Origin of the sequence: Paenibacillus sp. (assembly GCF_035645195.1) — a bacterium.
Taxonomy (GTDB): Bacteria; Bacillota; Bacilli; order Paenibacillales; family YIM-B00363; genus Paenibacillus_AE.
Window position 1 is genome coordinate 26,548 of record NZ_DASQNA010000045.1, and the last position, 17,279, is coordinate 43,826.

Annotated in this window: 15 protein-coding genes; 11 read left to right on the forward strand and 4 right to left on the reverse strand. The window is 55.1% G+C overall.

Features of this window, described 5'->3' with window-relative positions:
* The first annotated feature begins 19 nt into the window (after nucleotides 1–19).
* Both VE009_RS24845 and VE009_RS24850 read left to right on the forward strand, forming a co-directional pair.
* The gene (locus VE009_RS24845) at nucleotides 20–1,261 is read left to right on the forward strand and encodes a Tm-1-like ATP-binding domain-containing protein (protein WP_325012431.1); all 1,242 of its coding nucleotides are present in this window, start codon (nucleotides 20–22) and stop codon (nucleotides 1,259–1,261) included.
* Between the two features lie 45 nt (nucleotides 1,262–1,306).
* Nucleotides 1,307–2,134: a phosphoenolpyruvate hydrolase family protein gene (locus VE009_RS24850; protein WP_325012432.1), complete on the forward strand. Its 828-nt coding sequence runs from the start codon at nucleotides 1,307–1,309 to the stop codon at nucleotides 2,132–2,134.
* 76 nt (nucleotides 2,135–2,210) lie between these two features.
* Here the strand turns inward: VE009_RS24850 and safA are convergent, their stop codons facing one another.
* A complete protein-coding gene (gene safA, locus VE009_RS24855) occupies nucleotides 2,211–2,798 on the reverse strand; it encodes a SafA/ExsA family spore coat assembly protein (protein WP_414694932.1) in 588 nt (195 codons plus the stop codon).
* Nucleotides 2,799–2,949: 151 nt separating this feature from the next.
* Between safA and VE009_RS24860 the strand changes: the two genes are divergently transcribed.
* The gene (locus VE009_RS24860; protein ID WP_325012436.1) at nucleotides 2,950–3,837 is read left to right on the forward strand and encodes a thermonuclease family protein; all 888 of its coding nucleotides are present in this window, start codon (nucleotides 2,950–2,952) and stop codon (nucleotides 3,835–3,837) included.
* Between the two features lie 46 nt (nucleotides 3,838–3,883).
* Here VE009_RS24860 and VE009_RS24865 read toward each other — a convergent pair whose 3' ends face one another.
* Nucleotides 3,884–4,168, reverse strand: a complete 285-nt coding sequence (locus VE009_RS24865; RefSeq protein WP_325012437.1) for a hypothetical protein — start codon at nucleotides 4,166–4,168, stop codon at nucleotides 3,884–3,886.
* Between the two features lie 114 nt (nucleotides 4,169–4,282).
* Between VE009_RS24865 and VE009_RS24870 the strand changes: the two genes are divergently transcribed.
* On the forward strand, nucleotides 4,283–6,937 hold the full coding sequence (locus VE009_RS24870; protein WP_325012439.1) for a hypothetical protein: 2,655 nt from the start codon (nucleotides 4,283–4,285) through the stop codon (nucleotides 6,935–6,937).
* Nucleotides 6,938–6,993: 56 nt separating this feature from the next.
* On the opposite strand, the gene VE009_RS24875 is transcribed toward VE009_RS24870, so the two are convergent.
* Nucleotides 6,994–7,596 carry a LysE/ArgO family amino acid transporter gene (locus VE009_RS24875; RefSeq protein WP_325012441.1) on the reverse strand — a complete coding sequence of 201 codons (603 nt, stop codon included), beginning with the start codon at nucleotides 7,594–7,596 and terminating at the stop codon, nucleotides 6,994–6,996.
* 231 nt (nucleotides 7,597–7,827) lie between these two features.
* Here VE009_RS24875 and larA point away from each other — a divergent pair, with 231 nt between their 5' ends.
* The 7 genes from larA to VE009_RS24910 all read left to right on the forward strand — a co-directional run bounded on the left by larA (nucleotide 7,828) and on the right by VE009_RS24910 (nucleotide 14,878).
* Nucleotides 7,828–9,093 (forward strand): nickel-dependent lactate racemase, encoded by a 1,266-nt coding sequence (gene larA / locus VE009_RS24880; RefSeq protein WP_325012442.1) that lies wholly within the window; start codon nucleotides 7,828–7,830, stop codon nucleotides 9,091–9,093.
* Between the two features lie 265 nt (nucleotides 9,094–9,358).
* Entirely contained in the window at nucleotides 9,359–10,420 is a 1,062-nt protein-coding gene (locus VE009_RS24885; RefSeq protein WP_325012444.1) for an amidohydrolase family protein, read from the forward strand.
* Nucleotides 10,421–10,440: 20 nt separating this feature from the next.
* On the forward strand, nucleotides 10,441–11,484 hold the full coding sequence (locus tag VE009_RS24890) for an amidohydrolase family protein (protein WP_325012446.1): 1,044 nt from the start codon (nucleotides 10,441–10,443) through the stop codon (nucleotides 11,482–11,484).
* On the forward strand, nucleotides 11,477–11,884 hold the full coding sequence (locus tag VE009_RS24895; RefSeq protein ID WP_325012448.1) for a Rieske (2Fe-2S) protein: 408 nt from the start codon (nucleotides 11,477–11,479) through the stop codon (nucleotides 11,882–11,884). The genes VE009_RS24890 and VE009_RS24895 overlap by 8 nt, the downstream gene beginning before the upstream one ends.
* 16 nt (nucleotides 11,885–11,900) lie before the next feature.
* Complete coding sequence (locus VE009_RS24900) at nucleotides 11,901–12,878, forward strand: ABC transporter permease (protein ID WP_325012450.1); 978 nt, start codon at nucleotides 11,901–11,903, stop codon at nucleotides 12,876–12,878.
* 14 nt (nucleotides 12,879–12,892) lie between these two features.
* A complete protein-coding gene (locus tag VE009_RS24905) occupies nucleotides 12,893–13,786 on the forward strand; it encodes a carbohydrate ABC transporter permease (protein ID WP_325012452.1) in 894 nt (297 codons plus the stop codon).
* A gap of 21 nt (nucleotides 13,787–13,807) precedes the next feature.
* Nucleotides 13,808–14,878: a hypothetical protein gene (locus tag VE009_RS24910; protein WP_325012453.1), complete on the forward strand. Its 1,071-nt coding sequence runs from the start codon at nucleotides 13,808–13,810 to the stop codon at nucleotides 14,876–14,878.
* Between the two features lie 63 nt (nucleotides 14,879–14,941).
* Here VE009_RS24910 and VE009_RS24915 read toward each other — a convergent pair whose 3' ends face one another.
* Entirely contained in the window at nucleotides 14,942–17,128 is a 2,187-nt protein-coding gene (locus VE009_RS24915; protein WP_325012455.1) for a helix-turn-helix domain-containing protein, read from the reverse strand.
* Nucleotides 17,129–17,279: the final 151 nt, after the last annotated feature.

Here is a 17,279-nt window from a genome sequence, read left to right on the forward strand (position 1 = left end):
GAAAGGGGCTTCGCAGCCTATGAGCGAAAATAAAGTCGTCTTATTCATCGGCGCGTTCGACACCAAAGGCGAAGAATACGCTTACGTTAAAACGTTGGTCGAGCGGCGGGGACACCAGGTGATCACGATCAATATCGGCGTCATCGATCCGCCGCGGCACATCCAACCGGACTGGGATGCGGATCAGGTCGCCGAAGCGGCGGGCTCGACGATCGACGAGCTTCGCCGGCGCGGCGATCGCGGGCATGCGATGACCGTTATGAGCCGCGGTGCGGCGAAGCTGGTGCGCAAGCTGTACGACGAAGGCGCGTTCCACGGCATCCTCGGGATGGGAGGGACCGGCGGAACGTCCGTGATCAGCGAGGCGATGCGGGGGTTGCCGATCGGGTTCCCGAAGCTGATCGTATCGACGGCGGCGAGCGGGGATACGCGAGCCATCGTCGGGACGAAGGATATCGCGTTGATCCCTTCCGTCGTGGACGTGGCGGGGATCAACCGCATCAGCCGGCAAATTTACGCCGAAGCGGCCGGCGCGATTTGCGGCATGGTGGAGCGGGAAGCGGACAACGGAGCCGAAGACAAACCGATCGTCGCCATCACGATGTTCGGCAACACGACCGAATGCGTCGACCGCTGCCGAGAGCAGCTGACGGAAGCCGGGTACGAATGCTTGATCTTCCATTGTACGGGCGTGGGCGGGCGAACGATGGAGGATCTCGTGCTCGACGGCAAAATCGCGGCCGTGCTCGACATCACGACGACCGAATGGGCCGACGAGCTGTGCGGCGGCGTCTTCAGCGCCGGGCCGAGCCGGCTGGAGGCACCTGGGATTGCGGGCATTCCGCACTTGATCGTGCCCGGCTGCATCGATATGGCGAACTTCGGAGGCAAGGAAACGGTTCCGGCCCAGTACCAAGACCGAAAGCTTGTCGTATGGAATCCCGCCGTAACGCTGATGCGCACCAACGTCGAGGAAAATCGGCGGATGGGCGAGATCTTCGCGGAGAAAGCCAACCGCGCCGCCGGTCCGGTCCGCGTCCTCCTTCCGCTGAAGGGCGTGTCGATTTTGGACAGCGAGGGGAACGATTTCTGGTGGCCCGAAGCGAACCAGGCGATGTTCGAGGCGTTGAAGGCTAATCTTCAAAGCCGGATCCCGGTCGAAGAAATGGATGTCAACATTAACGACCCGAGCTTCTCATCGCGCGCGGTGCAGCTCATGCTGGACATGATTCAAGAGTGGAAGAGTTCGCAATCCGGTTGAATATCGGTAGGGTGATATATTCAGTTAATGGAGGTTTAGGGACGAATGACGTTGACCCGAGAGGACATCGTAACGAAGCTGAAAGCGAAGATCGCGGCGGGAAAGCCGATCGTCGGCGCAGGGGCGGGAACGGGAATATCCGCGAAATGCGAAGAAGCCGGGGGCGCGGATCTGATCGTCATCTATAACTCGGGCCGGTTCCGTATGGCGGGCCGCGGCTCCCTGGCGGGGATCATGCCTTATGGAGACGCGAACGCGATCGTGATGGAGATGGCCGGAGAAGTGCTGACGATCGTGGACCATACGCCGGTGCTTGCGGGCGTTTGCGGCACGGACCCGTTCCGCAATATGGATTACTTCCTGAAACAAGTGCGGGATATCGGATTCGCCGGGGTTCAGAACTTCCCGACGGTCGGGCTGTGCGACGGATTGTTTCGGCAAAATTTAGAGGAGACCGGCATGAGTTACAAGCTGGAAGTGGAGATGATCCGGAAGGCGCACGAGCTGGATCTGCTCACCTCGCCTTACGTGTTCAATCCCGAGGAAGCGGAAATGATGACGAAGGCCGGAGCCGACATCGTCGTGGCGCACATGGGCTTGACGACCAAAGGCTCGATCGGCGCCCAAACGGCGATCGCGCTGGAGGATACGCCGGCCAAAGTGCAGGAAATCGCCGACGCAGCTAAGGCCATTAATCCTGACGTCATCGTTCTGTGTCACGGCGGAGCGATTTCAGAGCCGGAGGATGTGGAGTTTGTTTTACGCAACACCCGTAACGTAGACGGTTTCTACGGAGCTTCCAGTATGGAACGGCTTCCGACCGAAGCGGCGATTACGGAACAAATTCGAAGGTTTACAAGGATCACGCTGTAATCCTCGATCACGCAACAACCTTATTCCGGGATTGGACTGGAATAAGGTTGTTTGCGTTGAGCGTACATTTCGCTCGTTATGGTTTTATAAACATCTGGGTCCAGTAGTAGCCGTAGCTGCCGCCTTTCGCAAGACCGACGCCAATTACGGTTACGTTTTTGTTCAAAATATTTGCGCGGTGGCCCGGGCTGTTCATCCAAGAGCTTACGACGGCTTGCGCCGTTTGTTGCCCGGCGGCGATATTTTCTGCGGCCGTGCTGTACGAGATGCCGAAATTTTTGATCATCGTGAACGGCGAACCGTACGTCGGGGAGGTGTGCGAGAAATAACGCTTATCCCGCATATCGTTGGATTTGATTCGAGCCACTCTGGATAATTCCCAATTCGCGCGAAGCGCCGGCAATCCATGCTTGGCCCGTTCTTGGTTCGTTAATTGAATGACCTCGTGTTCGATGTGCTTCAGGGCATCCAAATTCGGAATCGTCAACTTGTCTCCGGGATAAATCCATCTCGGGTCCTTAATCTGAGGATTCGCTTCAATAATTTCCGACAAGCCGATTTCGTACCGCACCGCGATTTTCCACATGCTGTCTCCCGGCGCGACGGTGTAAATATCAGGCTTCGCAAGTGCGGGCTGCGCGAACAGAACGAATGCCGCCAGTATAGAAGCAACGCAAACGAGCTTACGTTTCACAGGAACAACTCCCTTTTTTAAGGGTAGTATGTTCACTATTATGCAAAAGATTACAGCGGCATTTTAGGCGCCGCAGCGGGACATCCTAGGCATGAATTATGCGCTAGGAGGGATTAGGGAAATGAAGGTTCTTTCCGTGTTGGGGTGGATCTTAGTCCCCTATATCATGCTGCCGCTGAGGTGGAAGCGTCTTAGCCGAGGCCAGAGGGTTGCCGCGATCATCTGGATTATCATCCTGTTGTTCGGCGGGTGCTTCAACGGAGCCGCGACGACGCAGGAGCCGGGTGCTCAGCCGACGGAGGAACCGGCCGCGGAAGCTCCCGCCGCCGAATCGGAAGAGCCGGAACGGATTGCCGCTCAAATCGTGTCCGTCGTCGACGGCGACACCATGAAAGTTAAAATCCAAGGGCATCCGGAAGAGGAAACGGTGCGCCTGCTTCTCGTAGATACGCCCGAAACGCAGAACGCGAACCAGCCGTTCGGGGCGGAAGCGACAAACTTCGCGAAGGCGGAACTGGAAGGGAAGGAAGTCCGGCTTGAGAAAGATGTTTCCGACCGCGACCGGTACGGTAGGCTGCTGCGGTACGTGTATGTCGGGGATCGCATGTTTAACGAGCTGCTGCTGGAGAAAGGTTTAGCGAGAGTGGCCGTGTATCCGCCCGACGTGAAGTACGTCGATGCGTTCAGAGCGATTCAAGACGAAGCCCGCCGCGCGGAATTGGGAATATGGAGCATCGAAAATTACGCGACGGAAGAAGGGTTTAACGAGGAAGCCGCAGCCCCGAAACCACCGGCGGAGCCGCAGCCTGAGCCAGCCCCTCGGGAGCCGGCGACACCGGCACCAGCTCCGGCGCCGGCACCGGCCAAGAAGCCTGCGCCAAGCGAATCCAATGTCTTCTACAAAAACTGCACCGAAGTGAGAAACGCGGGGAAGGCTCCGATTCGCAGGGGGGATCCGGGGTACAGCACAAAGCTGGACCGCGACGGCGACGGCATCGCGTGCGAATAATAAAGCAGGAAAGACGGCACACCGAGTGCCGTCTTCCTTTTTTGCATCAAAAAACCGGAATCATCATCGAAACCGCCACCGCGAGCCCGCCGACTGCCGCCAGCAAGAGGATCGCAGCCGTAGTACAGCCCTGTCTCTCCCGGAGATCTTCCGCATATTCCTTGGCGCAGTGCCGGCAGAGCGTATATCCTTTCGCCTTGGCTTCTTCTTCTTTGATTTTGGTTGCCTGCACTTTCCCCTTTAAAATGCTGGATGTCGTCGGGCAGTCATCATCGAAGTAATGGTAGTACTTGCCCGATCGGGTGATGTACACTTCATCTCCGCGATGCATTCGGGATATCCCCCCTCAGTCATACGGTTTCGTTTACTATCCCCCGAAAAGAAAGGTGGTACCCGGTTGTTCCGTGGTATAATGATCTAGTTTAACTGAGAGGAGGATTTTACGTTGTTTCAAGTAACCGAGGCTACAGGCTGCCCTTTTAACGAACAATTTCTGCTCAAGGAAGACCGGAAGTACGATATTCGAGATTTCGGAGCCGGCCCGGATCAATCTCCGGTACAAAATACGAAGGCCATTAACCGTGCCATCCAGAAAGCGTCCGAAGGCGGCGGCACCGTTATTATCCCGAAAGGCGATTTCCGGGTGTATACCATCCGCCTCTTGAGCGGCGTGAATTTATATTTGAGCGAAGGCAGCGTTCTTCATGCTGCAAAAACGGATATAAAGCACTCCTACGAACTCCAAATCGGGGAAGGCGGCAACTACGAAGAACCCGAAGTAAATCTTTACGTTGGATTGCAAGATCACGGACATACATATTTCTCCAACAGCTTGATTTACGGAGCAGATCTTCGCGATGTGATGATTTACGGACCCGGACTATTGGACGGCAGCTTTTTAAATGATGAGGGCGAATTAGAGCATGTTTTAATGGGCGGCGACCCTCTCGAGCCGGTCCGGCGTAACGAACCGGGCCACCGGGGAGAATGGTTCGGGAACAAGGCCATTGCGCTCGTGCGATGCGAGAATGTAGCGCTTAGCGATTTCTCCATCGTTGCCGGCGGCCATTTTGCGATCATCACGACTTGCGTAACCAATCTGTACGTCAACAATATTTTAGTCGATACGAACCGGGACGCCTTCGATATAGACTGCTGTCAGAATGTAACGGTTCGACATTCCACGTTTAACTCATTAACAGATGACGCCATCGTCATGAAGGCTTCCTATGGCGGTGGGATGTTCATGCCGTTAAAGAATGTGTTGATCGAAGATTGCATTGTAAGCGGTTATGATATGGGATCCGTCTATTCCGGAGCTTATACGACGGACAAACTGATCGCCACGGACCGCTGCGGTCCGACCGCGCGCGTCAAGCTCGGCACGGAATCGACTTGCGGCTACGATTGCGTGACCGTGCGCCGCGTCACTTTTAAACGTTCCAGAGGCTTCGCTCTTGAGGCTGTGGACGGGTCGGATTTAAGCAACATCATTTTTGAGGACTCGACGTTAGAGGATATCAGCAGCTCGCCGATTTTTATCAAAGTCGGGGATCGCGGACGTTTCCCGGTTACCGGAAATTCTACATCCGAAGAATTCGTTCCTGCTGAGGGTGCACCGGCCAATGTGCGCCTTGATAATACGAATTGGGTGCTTCCAGCCAAGGAACCGTACCAGCTTTATCCGGCCAAGCGTTATCTGCCGTCATATAACCGGACTCGCAAGGTGTCGGTCGACGGGCACTCGAATTTTCACATCGTGGATCCCGAGCAGCCTTGTCGAGTGAATCTTGCTAATGTTCATGAGGGGAACGGAAAATGTTATGCGATGAAATTCGATTCCTCCTCGATGACCTATGTACCCGATTATGAGCGGGAATTGAGCGAGAACGAACTGGCGCTTTACGCAAACGCAAACGGAAGCGATCACATCGCTAAAGTTCATGATATTATCATCAGAAATATTACAGTGACGAATGTAGATCCCCGTTATCCCATTGAAATCATGGGGCTGGTCGGCAATCGCATTCGGAATGTCCTTATCGAAAATGTGAAAGTCGAATACCGCGGGGGTCTGAGCTTGGAGCACGCGGTGGAACAGCGTCAGCTGAACACGAACTGGGAGTATTCGCAAAACGGCAAGAAGCAGCGCAGCGTTCAATCGTTACCTTGGTTGGTCAACACGTTCTTCCTGAAAAACGAAGGGTTGTTGCCGCGCGTAGAATGGGATGCGGAAACCGGTACCTGGAAGGATGCGCCGTTTAACGTGCCTGAGCTCCCGGAAGTGTACCCGGAGCCTAGCAATTGGGGAATTCTTCCGGCTTATGGCCTGTACGCAAGACATGTTGAAAACCTGTATCTTCGGAATATCGAAATGCATTATATCGTTGAAGACACAAGGTATCCGATTGTTCTGGACGATGTCGTGCATGGCGAAGTGACCGGTATAGACGTTTCGCGTGCAGAACATGTGGAAGCGGTCGTCTGCGTTACGAATCGTTTCAAACGTCCTGCCGGGCTGGAATATGTACCGGATTATGAATACCATTCGACCGCTGTTGAAAGCGTTGAAATCGAAGGCGACCTGCCTGTGAAGCATATTGAGATCAACGCGCCGGCACCGGGAACGCCGAAGGATCGCTTGTATTCGTACGAAACCGCAGCGGTACCCGAAACCGGATACACCTATGCTCGTGCGACGGAGGAGTATCCTTTGCCGCAGACTGTATACCGGCCCTTCTTCAAACCGGTTCCGACACAGGTGGCCAAAGCCGGCGAAACGCTTACGTTCGATGTCGTGGCCAGACAGCCTGCATTCGAAACGTCCACGCGTGAAACGGACGGCAAAATTTACAACGAATCCGTCGCCGTTAGGGATTTTACGGTGCAAGGCGTAGCGAGTCCAATGGCCTTGCATGTGAGCGGCCTGCCGCTTGGGGCAAGCTTTGACGGTTCTTCGTTTATTCCTGGACAAGCCTGCACGTTTACTTGGAAGCCTACTGCTGATGAGGTGAGGGAAGAGCCGTATCGGGTGACCTTTGTCGCGGACGACGGAATCATTCCTGTACAGATGGAAGTAGAAATCAAAGTAGTCGAGTAATGAAACTCATCAAAAATGACCCACAGCCATAAGCCGTGGGTCTGTATTTTTTTCGATTAGAAAAGCTCTAGGATAAGGTAAACGCCCGTTCCCCAAATAAAAAGGGCGGAACATTTATTCAATATATTCGTAACCGTTCCGCTATGCTCCAACCTCCTGATCATTGAGCCGGCGATCGCCAGCGCGATGAACCATAACCATGACACGGTGATAGTGGCCGCGGCGAAATAGATTTGTTGGGTCCCGGTATATTTTAGCGCGCTCGTTCCAATGACTCCGACCGTATCAAGGATCGCATGCGGATTTAGCAAAGAAACGGACAATGCGAAAGCGATTTGTTGGCGAGTCGTCATCGCCTTTTTCGTTTCCAGCGCCGTCGGTTCGGCCCTCCAGATGGCGAATCCCATATAGATCAAAAATAAAATTCCGACAGCCATGACCCCTGTACGCAGCCATTCGATTTGAAACAGGATAGCTGACAGTCCCCAAATCGCGGAAACAATCAATAACGTATCGCATAAGGACGCAGTCAAAGCGGCAGGAAGCGCCCTGCGAAGTTTCGGCTGCGTAACGCCTTGAGAAAACACGAAAACATTTTGTACGCCTAACGGCAAAATGAGTCCGAACGCCAACACGATGCCATGCACGATTGCCCCCAATGCACAACCAATCCTCTCAAACTTACATCTGCAGTATCTTTTAGGAAAACATAGGGGGCTTTCCTTGTCAAGAGGACTTAGAGTAGAATCATCGACGTCGCGGCGAATGAGCTGAGGCGTTCTATTCCTTATCCGCAAAAAGTAATATTACAAAAAGTTTGTGGCTGCGACTTTTGGTTCTCATGTACTGTTGAAACAATACATACTCTTAGCGTCGAAGGAGCGGGTGCAATGGAAACTTCGGTTTTGTATGGAAAAGGGAGCGTTGCAATCGAAGTGCCGAACGACGCGGTCATCGTGGAGCCCAAGCATCAGCCAAGCGTGCCCGATGAGAAATTCGAGATTTTGAGAGCGCTTCGAAATCCAGTTGGATCCCCGCCGCTTGGAGAGAGCGTGAAGGCGACCGACCGGGTGGCGATCGTCATTAGCGACATTACGCGGCCGACCCCGAATCATAAGCTGGTGCCATGGCTGATCGAGGAGTTGCCTCACGTCCCCCGCGAGAACTTCGTCATTATTAACGGAACGGGGACGCATCGCGACCAGACCAGGGAAGAATTCGTCACGATGCTAGGGGAGGAGATCGTTGATCGGTATCGCGTGATCAACCACCATTGTCATGAAGAGGCAGAGCTGTCGCATGTGGGAACGAGTCGGTTCGGCTGCGAAGTGCTGCTGAACAAGGCGTACGTCGAAGCGGATTTTCGCATTGTGACCGGCTTCATCGAGCCGCATTTCTTCGCGGGCTTCTCCGGCGGGCCGAAGGGCATTATGCCGGGCATCGCGGGGATCGATACGATCATGACGTTCCATAACGCGAGAATGATCGGGGACCCGCTCGCGACCTGGGGGAACATGGAAGGTAATCCCGTACAGGAGATGTCCCGAGAGGTCAATCGGATGTGTCCGCCGCATTTCCTGCTGAATGTCGCCTTAAACCGAGACAAGGAGATCACCCAGGCGTTCGCAGGGCAATGGGAGACCGCGCACAAACAGGGGTGCGAATACGTGAAGACGCATGCGATGATTCAGTGCGACCGGCGGTTTGACGTCGTGGTGACGTCCAACTCGGGTTATCCGCTGGACCAGAACCTGTACCAAGCGGTGAAGGGGATGAGCGCGGCACAGAAGATCGTGAAAGAAGGCGGCACGATCATCTGCGCGGCGGAGTGCTCCGACGGGTTGCCGTCGCACGGGAATTACGCGAAAATATTGGAGATGCGCGCTACGCCGCAAGAAATTCTGGACATGATCAAGGATCCGTCGTTCCGAATGTTCGATCAATGGCAGGTCCAAAAACAAGCGGTCATTCAGGTGTGGGCGGACGTATTCGTCTATTCTTCTTTGCCCGAGGAGGACATCCGCAGGGCGAAATTCTCGGCGACTTCGAATATCAGCGACACGCTGCAGCGGCTTCGTATGAAATACGGCGACGGCATGAGCGTCGCCGTCATGCCGCAAGGCCCTTTGACGATTCCCTACGTGGAAGAAACATAAGAGCAAGATGCAGGGTAAGCATAGGATCGCGCAATAGAAACGGGGACGCCCCAAAGCCATGGACGATAGGCATGGCGGGGGGCGGCCCCGTTTTTCATAACTAAATTGAACCCCGAATCCACCGAAGCGCAGGCATACTCAATCTGTACAATTCGAATCCAAATACCATCCGTGCATGGAAGCGAATATTGCGGATTGAAGCGGCTCATGCCATCCCTTAGCATGGAGTTCAATCCCATATGTCATTCATCGAGGAGGGAAGCCGATGCAGACCGCTCGGAAAGAAAAGCAATTTATTATCGATTGCGACGTGCACTGCGCGCCGAAGCATCCGGACGAAATCAGGAAGCATGTCCCCGAAGCCTGGAAAGATCGGTTCATGATGAGCAATCGGGACTTATACAATCACCCGCTGTACGTCATTCGAACCGACGCCCACCCGCCGGGAGGGGGACCGCCTGCTTCGGACCCGGATTTCCTGAGGGAACAGCTTGTAGACGAATACGGGATCAATCATGTCATTATCGTCCAGCGTCCCTTCACCAACCCGATCCCGTACCCAGCCTACGCGACCGTTCTTGGAAACGCATTCAACGATTGGTTGAACGAAACGTGGCTCGGCGAGTACAACCACGACGGGGTGTTTAAAGGGTCGATCTGCGTCTCCACGCAAGACGTTCCCGGCGCGGTTCGAGAAATCGAGCGCTGGGCGGGACATCCGCATTTCGTTCAGGTCGTGACCGATTCCGGGGCGACGGCGGCTTATGGCGGGCAGCAGTTCCATCCGATCTTCGAAGCGTGCGAACGGCACGGGCTGCCCTTCGCGATGCACGCGGGAGCGGACGGCATCGGCATCAGCAGCATTCCTTCCAGCGGCCACCCGACGCATTACATCGAATGGAGCTCAAATCATCCCTTATCGTACCAGTCGCATCTAGTGAGTTTGTTGGTCGAGGGCGTATTCGATAAATTTCCGGGCCTGAAGGTCGTGCTGGTCGAGGGCGGCGTGTCCTGGCTGGCTCCGCTGCTGTGGCGGCTCGATTCGCTGTACGAGCGCTTTCGTTCGGAGGTGCCGTGGCTAAAGCGCAAGCCGAGCGAATATATTCGCGACCACGTACGCGTCTCGTCGCAGCCGATCGAACGTCCCGACAAAGATAAACACCTGCTGCGCATGCTGGAGTTTATGGACGCGGAGCATGTGCTCATGTTTTCGTCCGACTACCCGCATTGGGATTTCGATGATCCCAACTATGCGTTCCCGAAGCTGCCGGCCCCGTTGCGGCACCGTATCTTCTTCGAGAACGCCAGGGAGCTGTACCGATTATGACGGTTAGGAGGGAATCGGGGATGATCATCGATTGCGACGTTCATGTGTATCCGAATGACGGCGAGGCGATCCGGTCGCGCCTGAGCCAGCCTTGGAAGCATCGCTTTTCGCTCCGCGGCTTGCTTTACTATAAGGTTCCCGCCGAGGCTGCGGCCGCTGCAGCGGCGCAGGCCGAGCTTGGCAGGAGCCCGGAAGCGATGAGAACGGGCCACCTGGAGAAGCACGGCATTACGAATGCGTTATTAGTTCCGACGCCGCATGCGTCCGCGAACCACGATCCGGATTACGCCGCGGCGGTCGCAAGCGCCTATAACGAATGGTTGGCGGATGAGTGGCTGTCGAAGGAACGCAATCCGGATGGGGCGTTCAAGGGGACGATCTGCGTATCCCACCAAGATCCGGCCGCGGCGGCGAAGGAGATCGGTCGATGGGCGGAGCATCCGCATATGGTGCAGGTGTTGATGGAGTCCGGCGCGCGCGCTCCGTTCGGGCAGAGGCACTATTATCCGATCTACGAGGCGTGCTCGGCCGCCGGCCTGCCGCTCGTCATCCATCCCGCCGGGGAAGCCATGGGCGTCAACAAGCCGGTGTGGATCGGGTATCCGGCTCACTATTTGGAGTACTGCGCGTCCTTCAGCTTCGCCATGCAATCGCACTTAACCAGCCTGCTGACGGAAGGCGTCTTCGAGCGATTCCCGAATCTTCGCGTCGTGATCGCCGAAGGCGGTATCTTCTGGTTGGCGCCGATGCTATGGCGGCTCGATCAAAACTGGAAGGCTCTCCGGTCCGAGGTTCCTTGGGTGAAGAAGCTGCCGAGCCATTACGTCATGGAGCATGTCCGGTTCGCGACGGAGCTCGACAAAGGGCCGAGCGATGCTGCCGCTTGGGAAGTGCTGGACATGGCCGACGCCGGTCGGCTGCTGATGTTCGCCTCGAACGTTCCGGACGGAGGGCCGCTTGACATGAAAGCCGCGTTATCCCAGATCCCGGAAAGCAGACGAGGCCGCATCTTATACGACAACGCCAAGGAATGGTACGGAAAGCGGGTGATGGCACTTGGGTAAGCACGTGCTGTTTCCCGCCTCGGAGCTGCCCGTCGGCGATAAGCGAATCGTTACGGTGGAGGGCAAGTCGATCGGCGTGTTTAACGTCAAGGGCAGCTATTACGCCATAAAGAATGTATGCCCCCATCAACAAGCGAAGCTGTGCGAGGGCGAAGTGATGGGCATCATGCTACCCTCCGCGCCGCATCAATACGTTTACGGCAAGGACGGCGAAATCATCCGCTGCCCATGGCATGGATGGGAATTCGACATCACGAACGGGAAGTCGGTTTTTGATCCGCACAAATGTCTTGTAAAGTCTTACGACGTTCAGGTCTTGGAATATTTAAGCGAAGACGTGGCCGTGTTAGAGACGTACCCCGTTGAGGTCGAAGCGGGCTGGCTCGTCATCGACCTATAAGAAAGGAAGTGAGCGAATGGTCCAACCGTTGCACACGCCGACAGCGCCGATTACGCCGAGAAAGCCGGAAAAATACTCTCCTTTCAGCAAGCAGACGTTCCTCCGGGAGATGGCGCAGCGTAAATATTTGTACTTGTTTTTGCTGCCGGCCATCGTATGGTACATCATCTTTTACTACATCCCGATTTACGGTGTCACGATCGCCTTTAAAGATTTCTCCATCATGAAGGGCGTCATGGACAGCCCTTGGGTCGGCTTCGCCCACTTCGAAACGATGTTCAACTCGCCGGACTTTGCGAGAGTGCTGCGCAACACGCTGCTCATCAGCGGGCTGAAGCTGGTTTTCGTGTACACCTCGGGCATCGTGCTGGCGCTGCTCCTCAACGAAATCATTCACGAGCGTTTCAAGAAGACGATCCAAAGCATCACGTATTTGCCTCACTTCTTGTCTTGGGTCATTATCGGCAGCATCATGGTAGAGCTGTTGTCGCCTTCGACCGGTCTTGTGAACCAGATCATCCTGGCGTTCGGCGGCGAACCGATTTACTTCTTGGCCGAGCGGGATTGGTTCGTACCGATCCTGATTCTGTCGGACGTCTGGCAAAGCTGCGGCTGGGGCTCGATCATCTATTTGGCGGCCATTGCAGGGATCGATCAACAGCTGTACGAGGCAGCGACGATGGATGGGGCGGGACGTTTTCAGAAAATGTGGCACATTACCCTGCCGTCGATCGCGAACGTCATTATCATCATGATGATCTTTAACATCGGGAATATCATGAACGCGGGCTTCGATCAGATTTTCAATCTGTATAACCCAAGGGTGTACGAGGTCAGCGACATCATCGACACCTACGTGTACCGCGTTGGGTTGGTCCAGATGAATTTCAGCTTCTCGACCGCGGTCGGCTTGTTTAAGAACGTCATCGGTCTCGTGCTGGTGCTGCTCGCGAATAAGTTGGCGAACCGGTTCGGGCAAACCGGATTCTGGTAAGGGGGGCTAAGGATATGGCGGCAGTAGGACAACAACAGCGTATGAAGCTGTTCGACTATGTGAACTACACGATCTTGATCGCGTTATCGCTTTCGGTCGTATACCCGATTCTTTATTTATTGTTCCTGTCCCTTAGCTCGCGCGAGGGGCTAGTGACGGGAGGCAACGTCTGGCTGTGGCCGCAAGGCTTTACTTGGAAGGCCTACACTGGCTTCATCGACCAGACGTACATTTATACGGGATATGCCTACACGATCGGGAGAACCGTCGTCGGCACGTTCGTCGGCGTGCTCCTGATGTCGCTGGCGGGCTACTCGCTGTCCAAGAAGATCATGTTTAAGAAATCGATCACGTTCTTCTTTATCTTCACGATGTTCTTTACCGGCGGCCTCATCCCGACGTATTTGCTCATCAAGTCGCTCGGGCTGATCAATAATCCGCTCGTCTACATTTTGGCGCCGCCGTTCCTGTACAACACGTTCTACATGCTGATTCTACGAAACTTCTTCATGACGGTTCCGGACAGTCTGGAGGAGTCGGCGAAGATCGACGGGGCGGGCGATTTGCGCATTTTCTTCAACATTATGGTGCCGCTCGCCGCACCAGCGATCGCGACGATCTGCCTGTGGGTCGGCGTGAATCACTGGAACTCGTGGTTTGATTCAATCATTTATATACAAAATGCCGATTTGCAGGTCATCCAGGTGCATATCCGCAAGCTCGTCATCGAGCAGAGCGCCTTGCTCATGAGCGACGCGATCGACTTTACCGACCAGAGTGACATTCCGACGCCGGAGAGTATGAAGGCCGCCGCTATACTTATCACGCTGATCCCGATTCTTTGCGTCTATCCGTTCGTGCAGCGGTTTTTCGTCAAGGGCGTCGTGATGGGCGCTGTGAAAGGGTAATCCATAGAGGAGAGTGATATCATGACGGGGTACCACACGAAAAATAAGCGGTATGATGGTCCGAACCCGCTCGACAATCCGCCGCCGTTCCACCAGAAGCTGCTTGATTACGGGGAGCGGCCGTACTGGTCGCCGGACGGCAAGCGAATTGCTTTCATCGAAAGCAATTACGGAGACGTCTGCGAGATCGATCTGGAGACGCGCCAGGTACGAAACTTGACGAAGGATCTCGGGGATCACCATTCATTCTTACGCGTGCTCTTCCTGCCCAACGGCGACTATCTCCTGATCGGGCCGAAGGAATTCAAAGATCGGGATATTAGCCGGCACGTCGAATCCGAGCTCTGGATCATGGATAAAGATGCGAAGACGCCGCCCAAGCCGCTCGGCCGCCGCATCTACGAGGGCTGCGCAGTGTCGACGACCGCGAATCGGATCGCCTACTCGCTCAGCAGCCGCACGACGCCGGAGATCGGCGGGACGGACCGGTGGGAGGCCCATGTGACGGAGATCGTGTATGACGAGAACGGTCCGCGGCTCGGGGAGGACCGGGTAATCTACCGGACCGAAGGAGGTCGTCAGTGCGAGCCGCAGGACTTCCGCCGCGGCGATAAAGAGGTGGTCATGGCGGAATACCTCTATTGGCGCCGAACACATCCCGAGGAGTGGAAATGCGTCGTCAAGGGCGTCGACCTCGAGACCTTGGAGGTCAAGACGTACATTGACGAGCCGACGACCCACAACGAATGCGAAGGGATTTTCCCGGACGGCGACCATATTTGTTTGGAATCGTCCTGCGACTTCGAAAATTTCTTTCCGCCGATCGATCTATGGAAGCTGAAGCTTGACGGCACGGGCCGACGGGTTCGGATGACGCGGCTGTTCGAGCATCCGCCGTGGCGGGCGAGCAACTCCAACGTAAGCCCGGACGGCAAGTGGCTAGCCTTCATGATTAACGTCTACGATAGCGAGCCCGGGTACGGCATGGGCATGGGGCTGCTCGACCTGGAGGCTTGGGAGAAGAGCGAATACGCGCTTCAGTGGGAGACGCCGGAAGAGCGGGCCGAAGCTCGGAGACGCGCGAAGGGATAGAGATACGACAAGAGGGCATTCCTCCGTCAGGTCGATTATGACATGACGAAGAATGCCCTTTCGTTACTTCCGATAATCGCCCGGCGTGACGCCGGCCACCTTCTTAAACATGCGGATAAAGGAGAAGGAGTGCAGGTAGCCGACCTTCGCCGCGACGTCCTGCACGGTCTCGTTCGTCTCCAGCAGCAAGGATTTGGCCCGCTCCATTCGGATCCGGACGAGGTAGTCTACGAACTTCTCCCCGAACTCGTCTTTAAACAATTTACTCAGATAGCGGGTGCTTAAATTGAATTCGTCGCTAAGATGATACAGAGACAAATCCGGATTGAAGTAATTCTCCTCGATATACTTCTTCATTCGATGAATTAACTCGTTGTTAATCCGGTTTTCCCTGACCGACAAGATGTCGTCGAAGGTCGCGCGCAGGCTGGTGAATGCCCTCTCCCGAAACTCTTCCAAAATATCGAAGCGCTGCAAGGCGTCCTGCCAGTCCCTATACGCCGTCGCCTTCCAACGCTCTTGAATCGGCTCGGGCAGCTCATGGATTTCGTAATCAAGCGACGACAGCGCATAATGGAGAATTTTCACGACGTCGTCGACGGGCAAGCGTTGCGCCTTCATCTCGGAAAACAGCCGTTCGTACTTCTCCTCCCATCCCGGCTCGCCCAGACGATAAGAGCGGGCTAACGCATGCACCAATGGCACATGCTCGAACACATCCGATGGGGAACGATTCGGCAGATGCGTCTCATCGATGATCCGGCCGCTTCCAAGGATCGCTTTGTATTCCAACGTTTCCTTGGCGTTCTCGTAAAGTGTTGGCAGCTCCTCCGCCCGGCTCGTGACACCGCCGAAGCCGATCGTGAACGAAATCTTTAGATGCTTCTCCGACCATTGGAGCGTCTTCTCCAGCAAACTTCCAGGCTCCTCGAAGACAATGATGCCAAGGCGCGAGCCTTCCACGTATTCCGCCCACACCGATATGCCCTGGTTTGATGCGATCTCGTGAATGACGTTCACGATGACGTAACGCAGCAAATACTGATCCTTCGCGGAATAATTCGCGCAGAAGTCCGCGTATTTGTCGATTTCGAGCACCGCAACGGACGCACGTTCGAACTCCGTACGGATTCCGAGCCGATGAAGCTCGTTCCTGCATTCCTCTGTTTGCATCGATTGGATGCCTTCCAGCAGCTCCCCGAACAGATGTCTTCGCAGAATATGCTGATCCTCTTTATGCATATTTTCGTATCGGTACGCATTCTCCAGGAGCTGGTCGATGGCGAGCTGAATGTACCGCATCTCATCCTGAGGGGCACCGTGAAACAGCTCGAAGTATTGCTCTTGCACGCCGCCGCGGATGCTGCTGACAATTGACTCGATAGGTTTGTATCTCTTGCGGGTCACATACACGATCAAGATGCCCCCGAAGAAGATGGAAATGATGCCGACGGAGGCCCATACGTAGGGGAAGGAAGCGAAGACGAGATTGGCGTACCCGACGTTGATCCCGCTCTCGATGGACCAGCCCGTGTACGACAAGGGGACGGACGAAGTATGGCGGTTCGCATCCGAGGAATCGCCCGTTTGGTAGATCGTCCCGCCGCTCCCGTCCTTGATGCGGATGGAGTTTACGCCGGCGTTCGTCATGCGGGAGACCATGGCCGAGATCGCGTCCGCCCGAACGTTGACGACGAACAATCCTTTGCTTTCGCCAGTGACAGGAACCCTGCGCACCAAGGTGACGACGTCCCGCGTCGTGTTTCGCCTCGGGTTATCAAAGGTTCGCTTACCGGACCAGTACACGATCTTGCCCGCGTCTCTCTGCGCTTTGATGAAAGGTGCGTCGACGAATTCGTCCGCGCTCGACAGTCCCGTATCCGTCACCACCATCCCATCGGCGTAACGGACGAGATAGATCGATTCGATCTCCGGGAAGCTTGCGATGGTGCGGTTCAACGAACGATTGGAAGCATAGACGCCGAACAAGCCGTCTTCCATATGGAAGAAGCGATAATTCGTATCGTCGGACATAATATCCTTGATGACCACTTTGTCGATGGTCAGCAGCATATTGTCGACCGACTGCGCCACTTGGACGCCTAAGGCTTCGTTCGCCTTCAGCGCCGTCTTCTTGGTGATTTCGCCTAGAATAGCAAAAAACGTGAGATACAAGATCAAGGTCGCGACGAAGAAAATGGGAAGATACGCAAACAAGGATCGGTAAAACCAAGTTTTCCTTCGTTTCAAGCTCCGTTCATCCCCTTTGGTTCAAAACAAAGATTTCAATAGAGCTAACAAATGAAAGCGGTTACTATCATCTTATCACGCTTTGGATGTCCTTACGATCATCCCTTTATTTATTTTTCGATTTTCTACAATGTGTGCATCCGATTGTTAC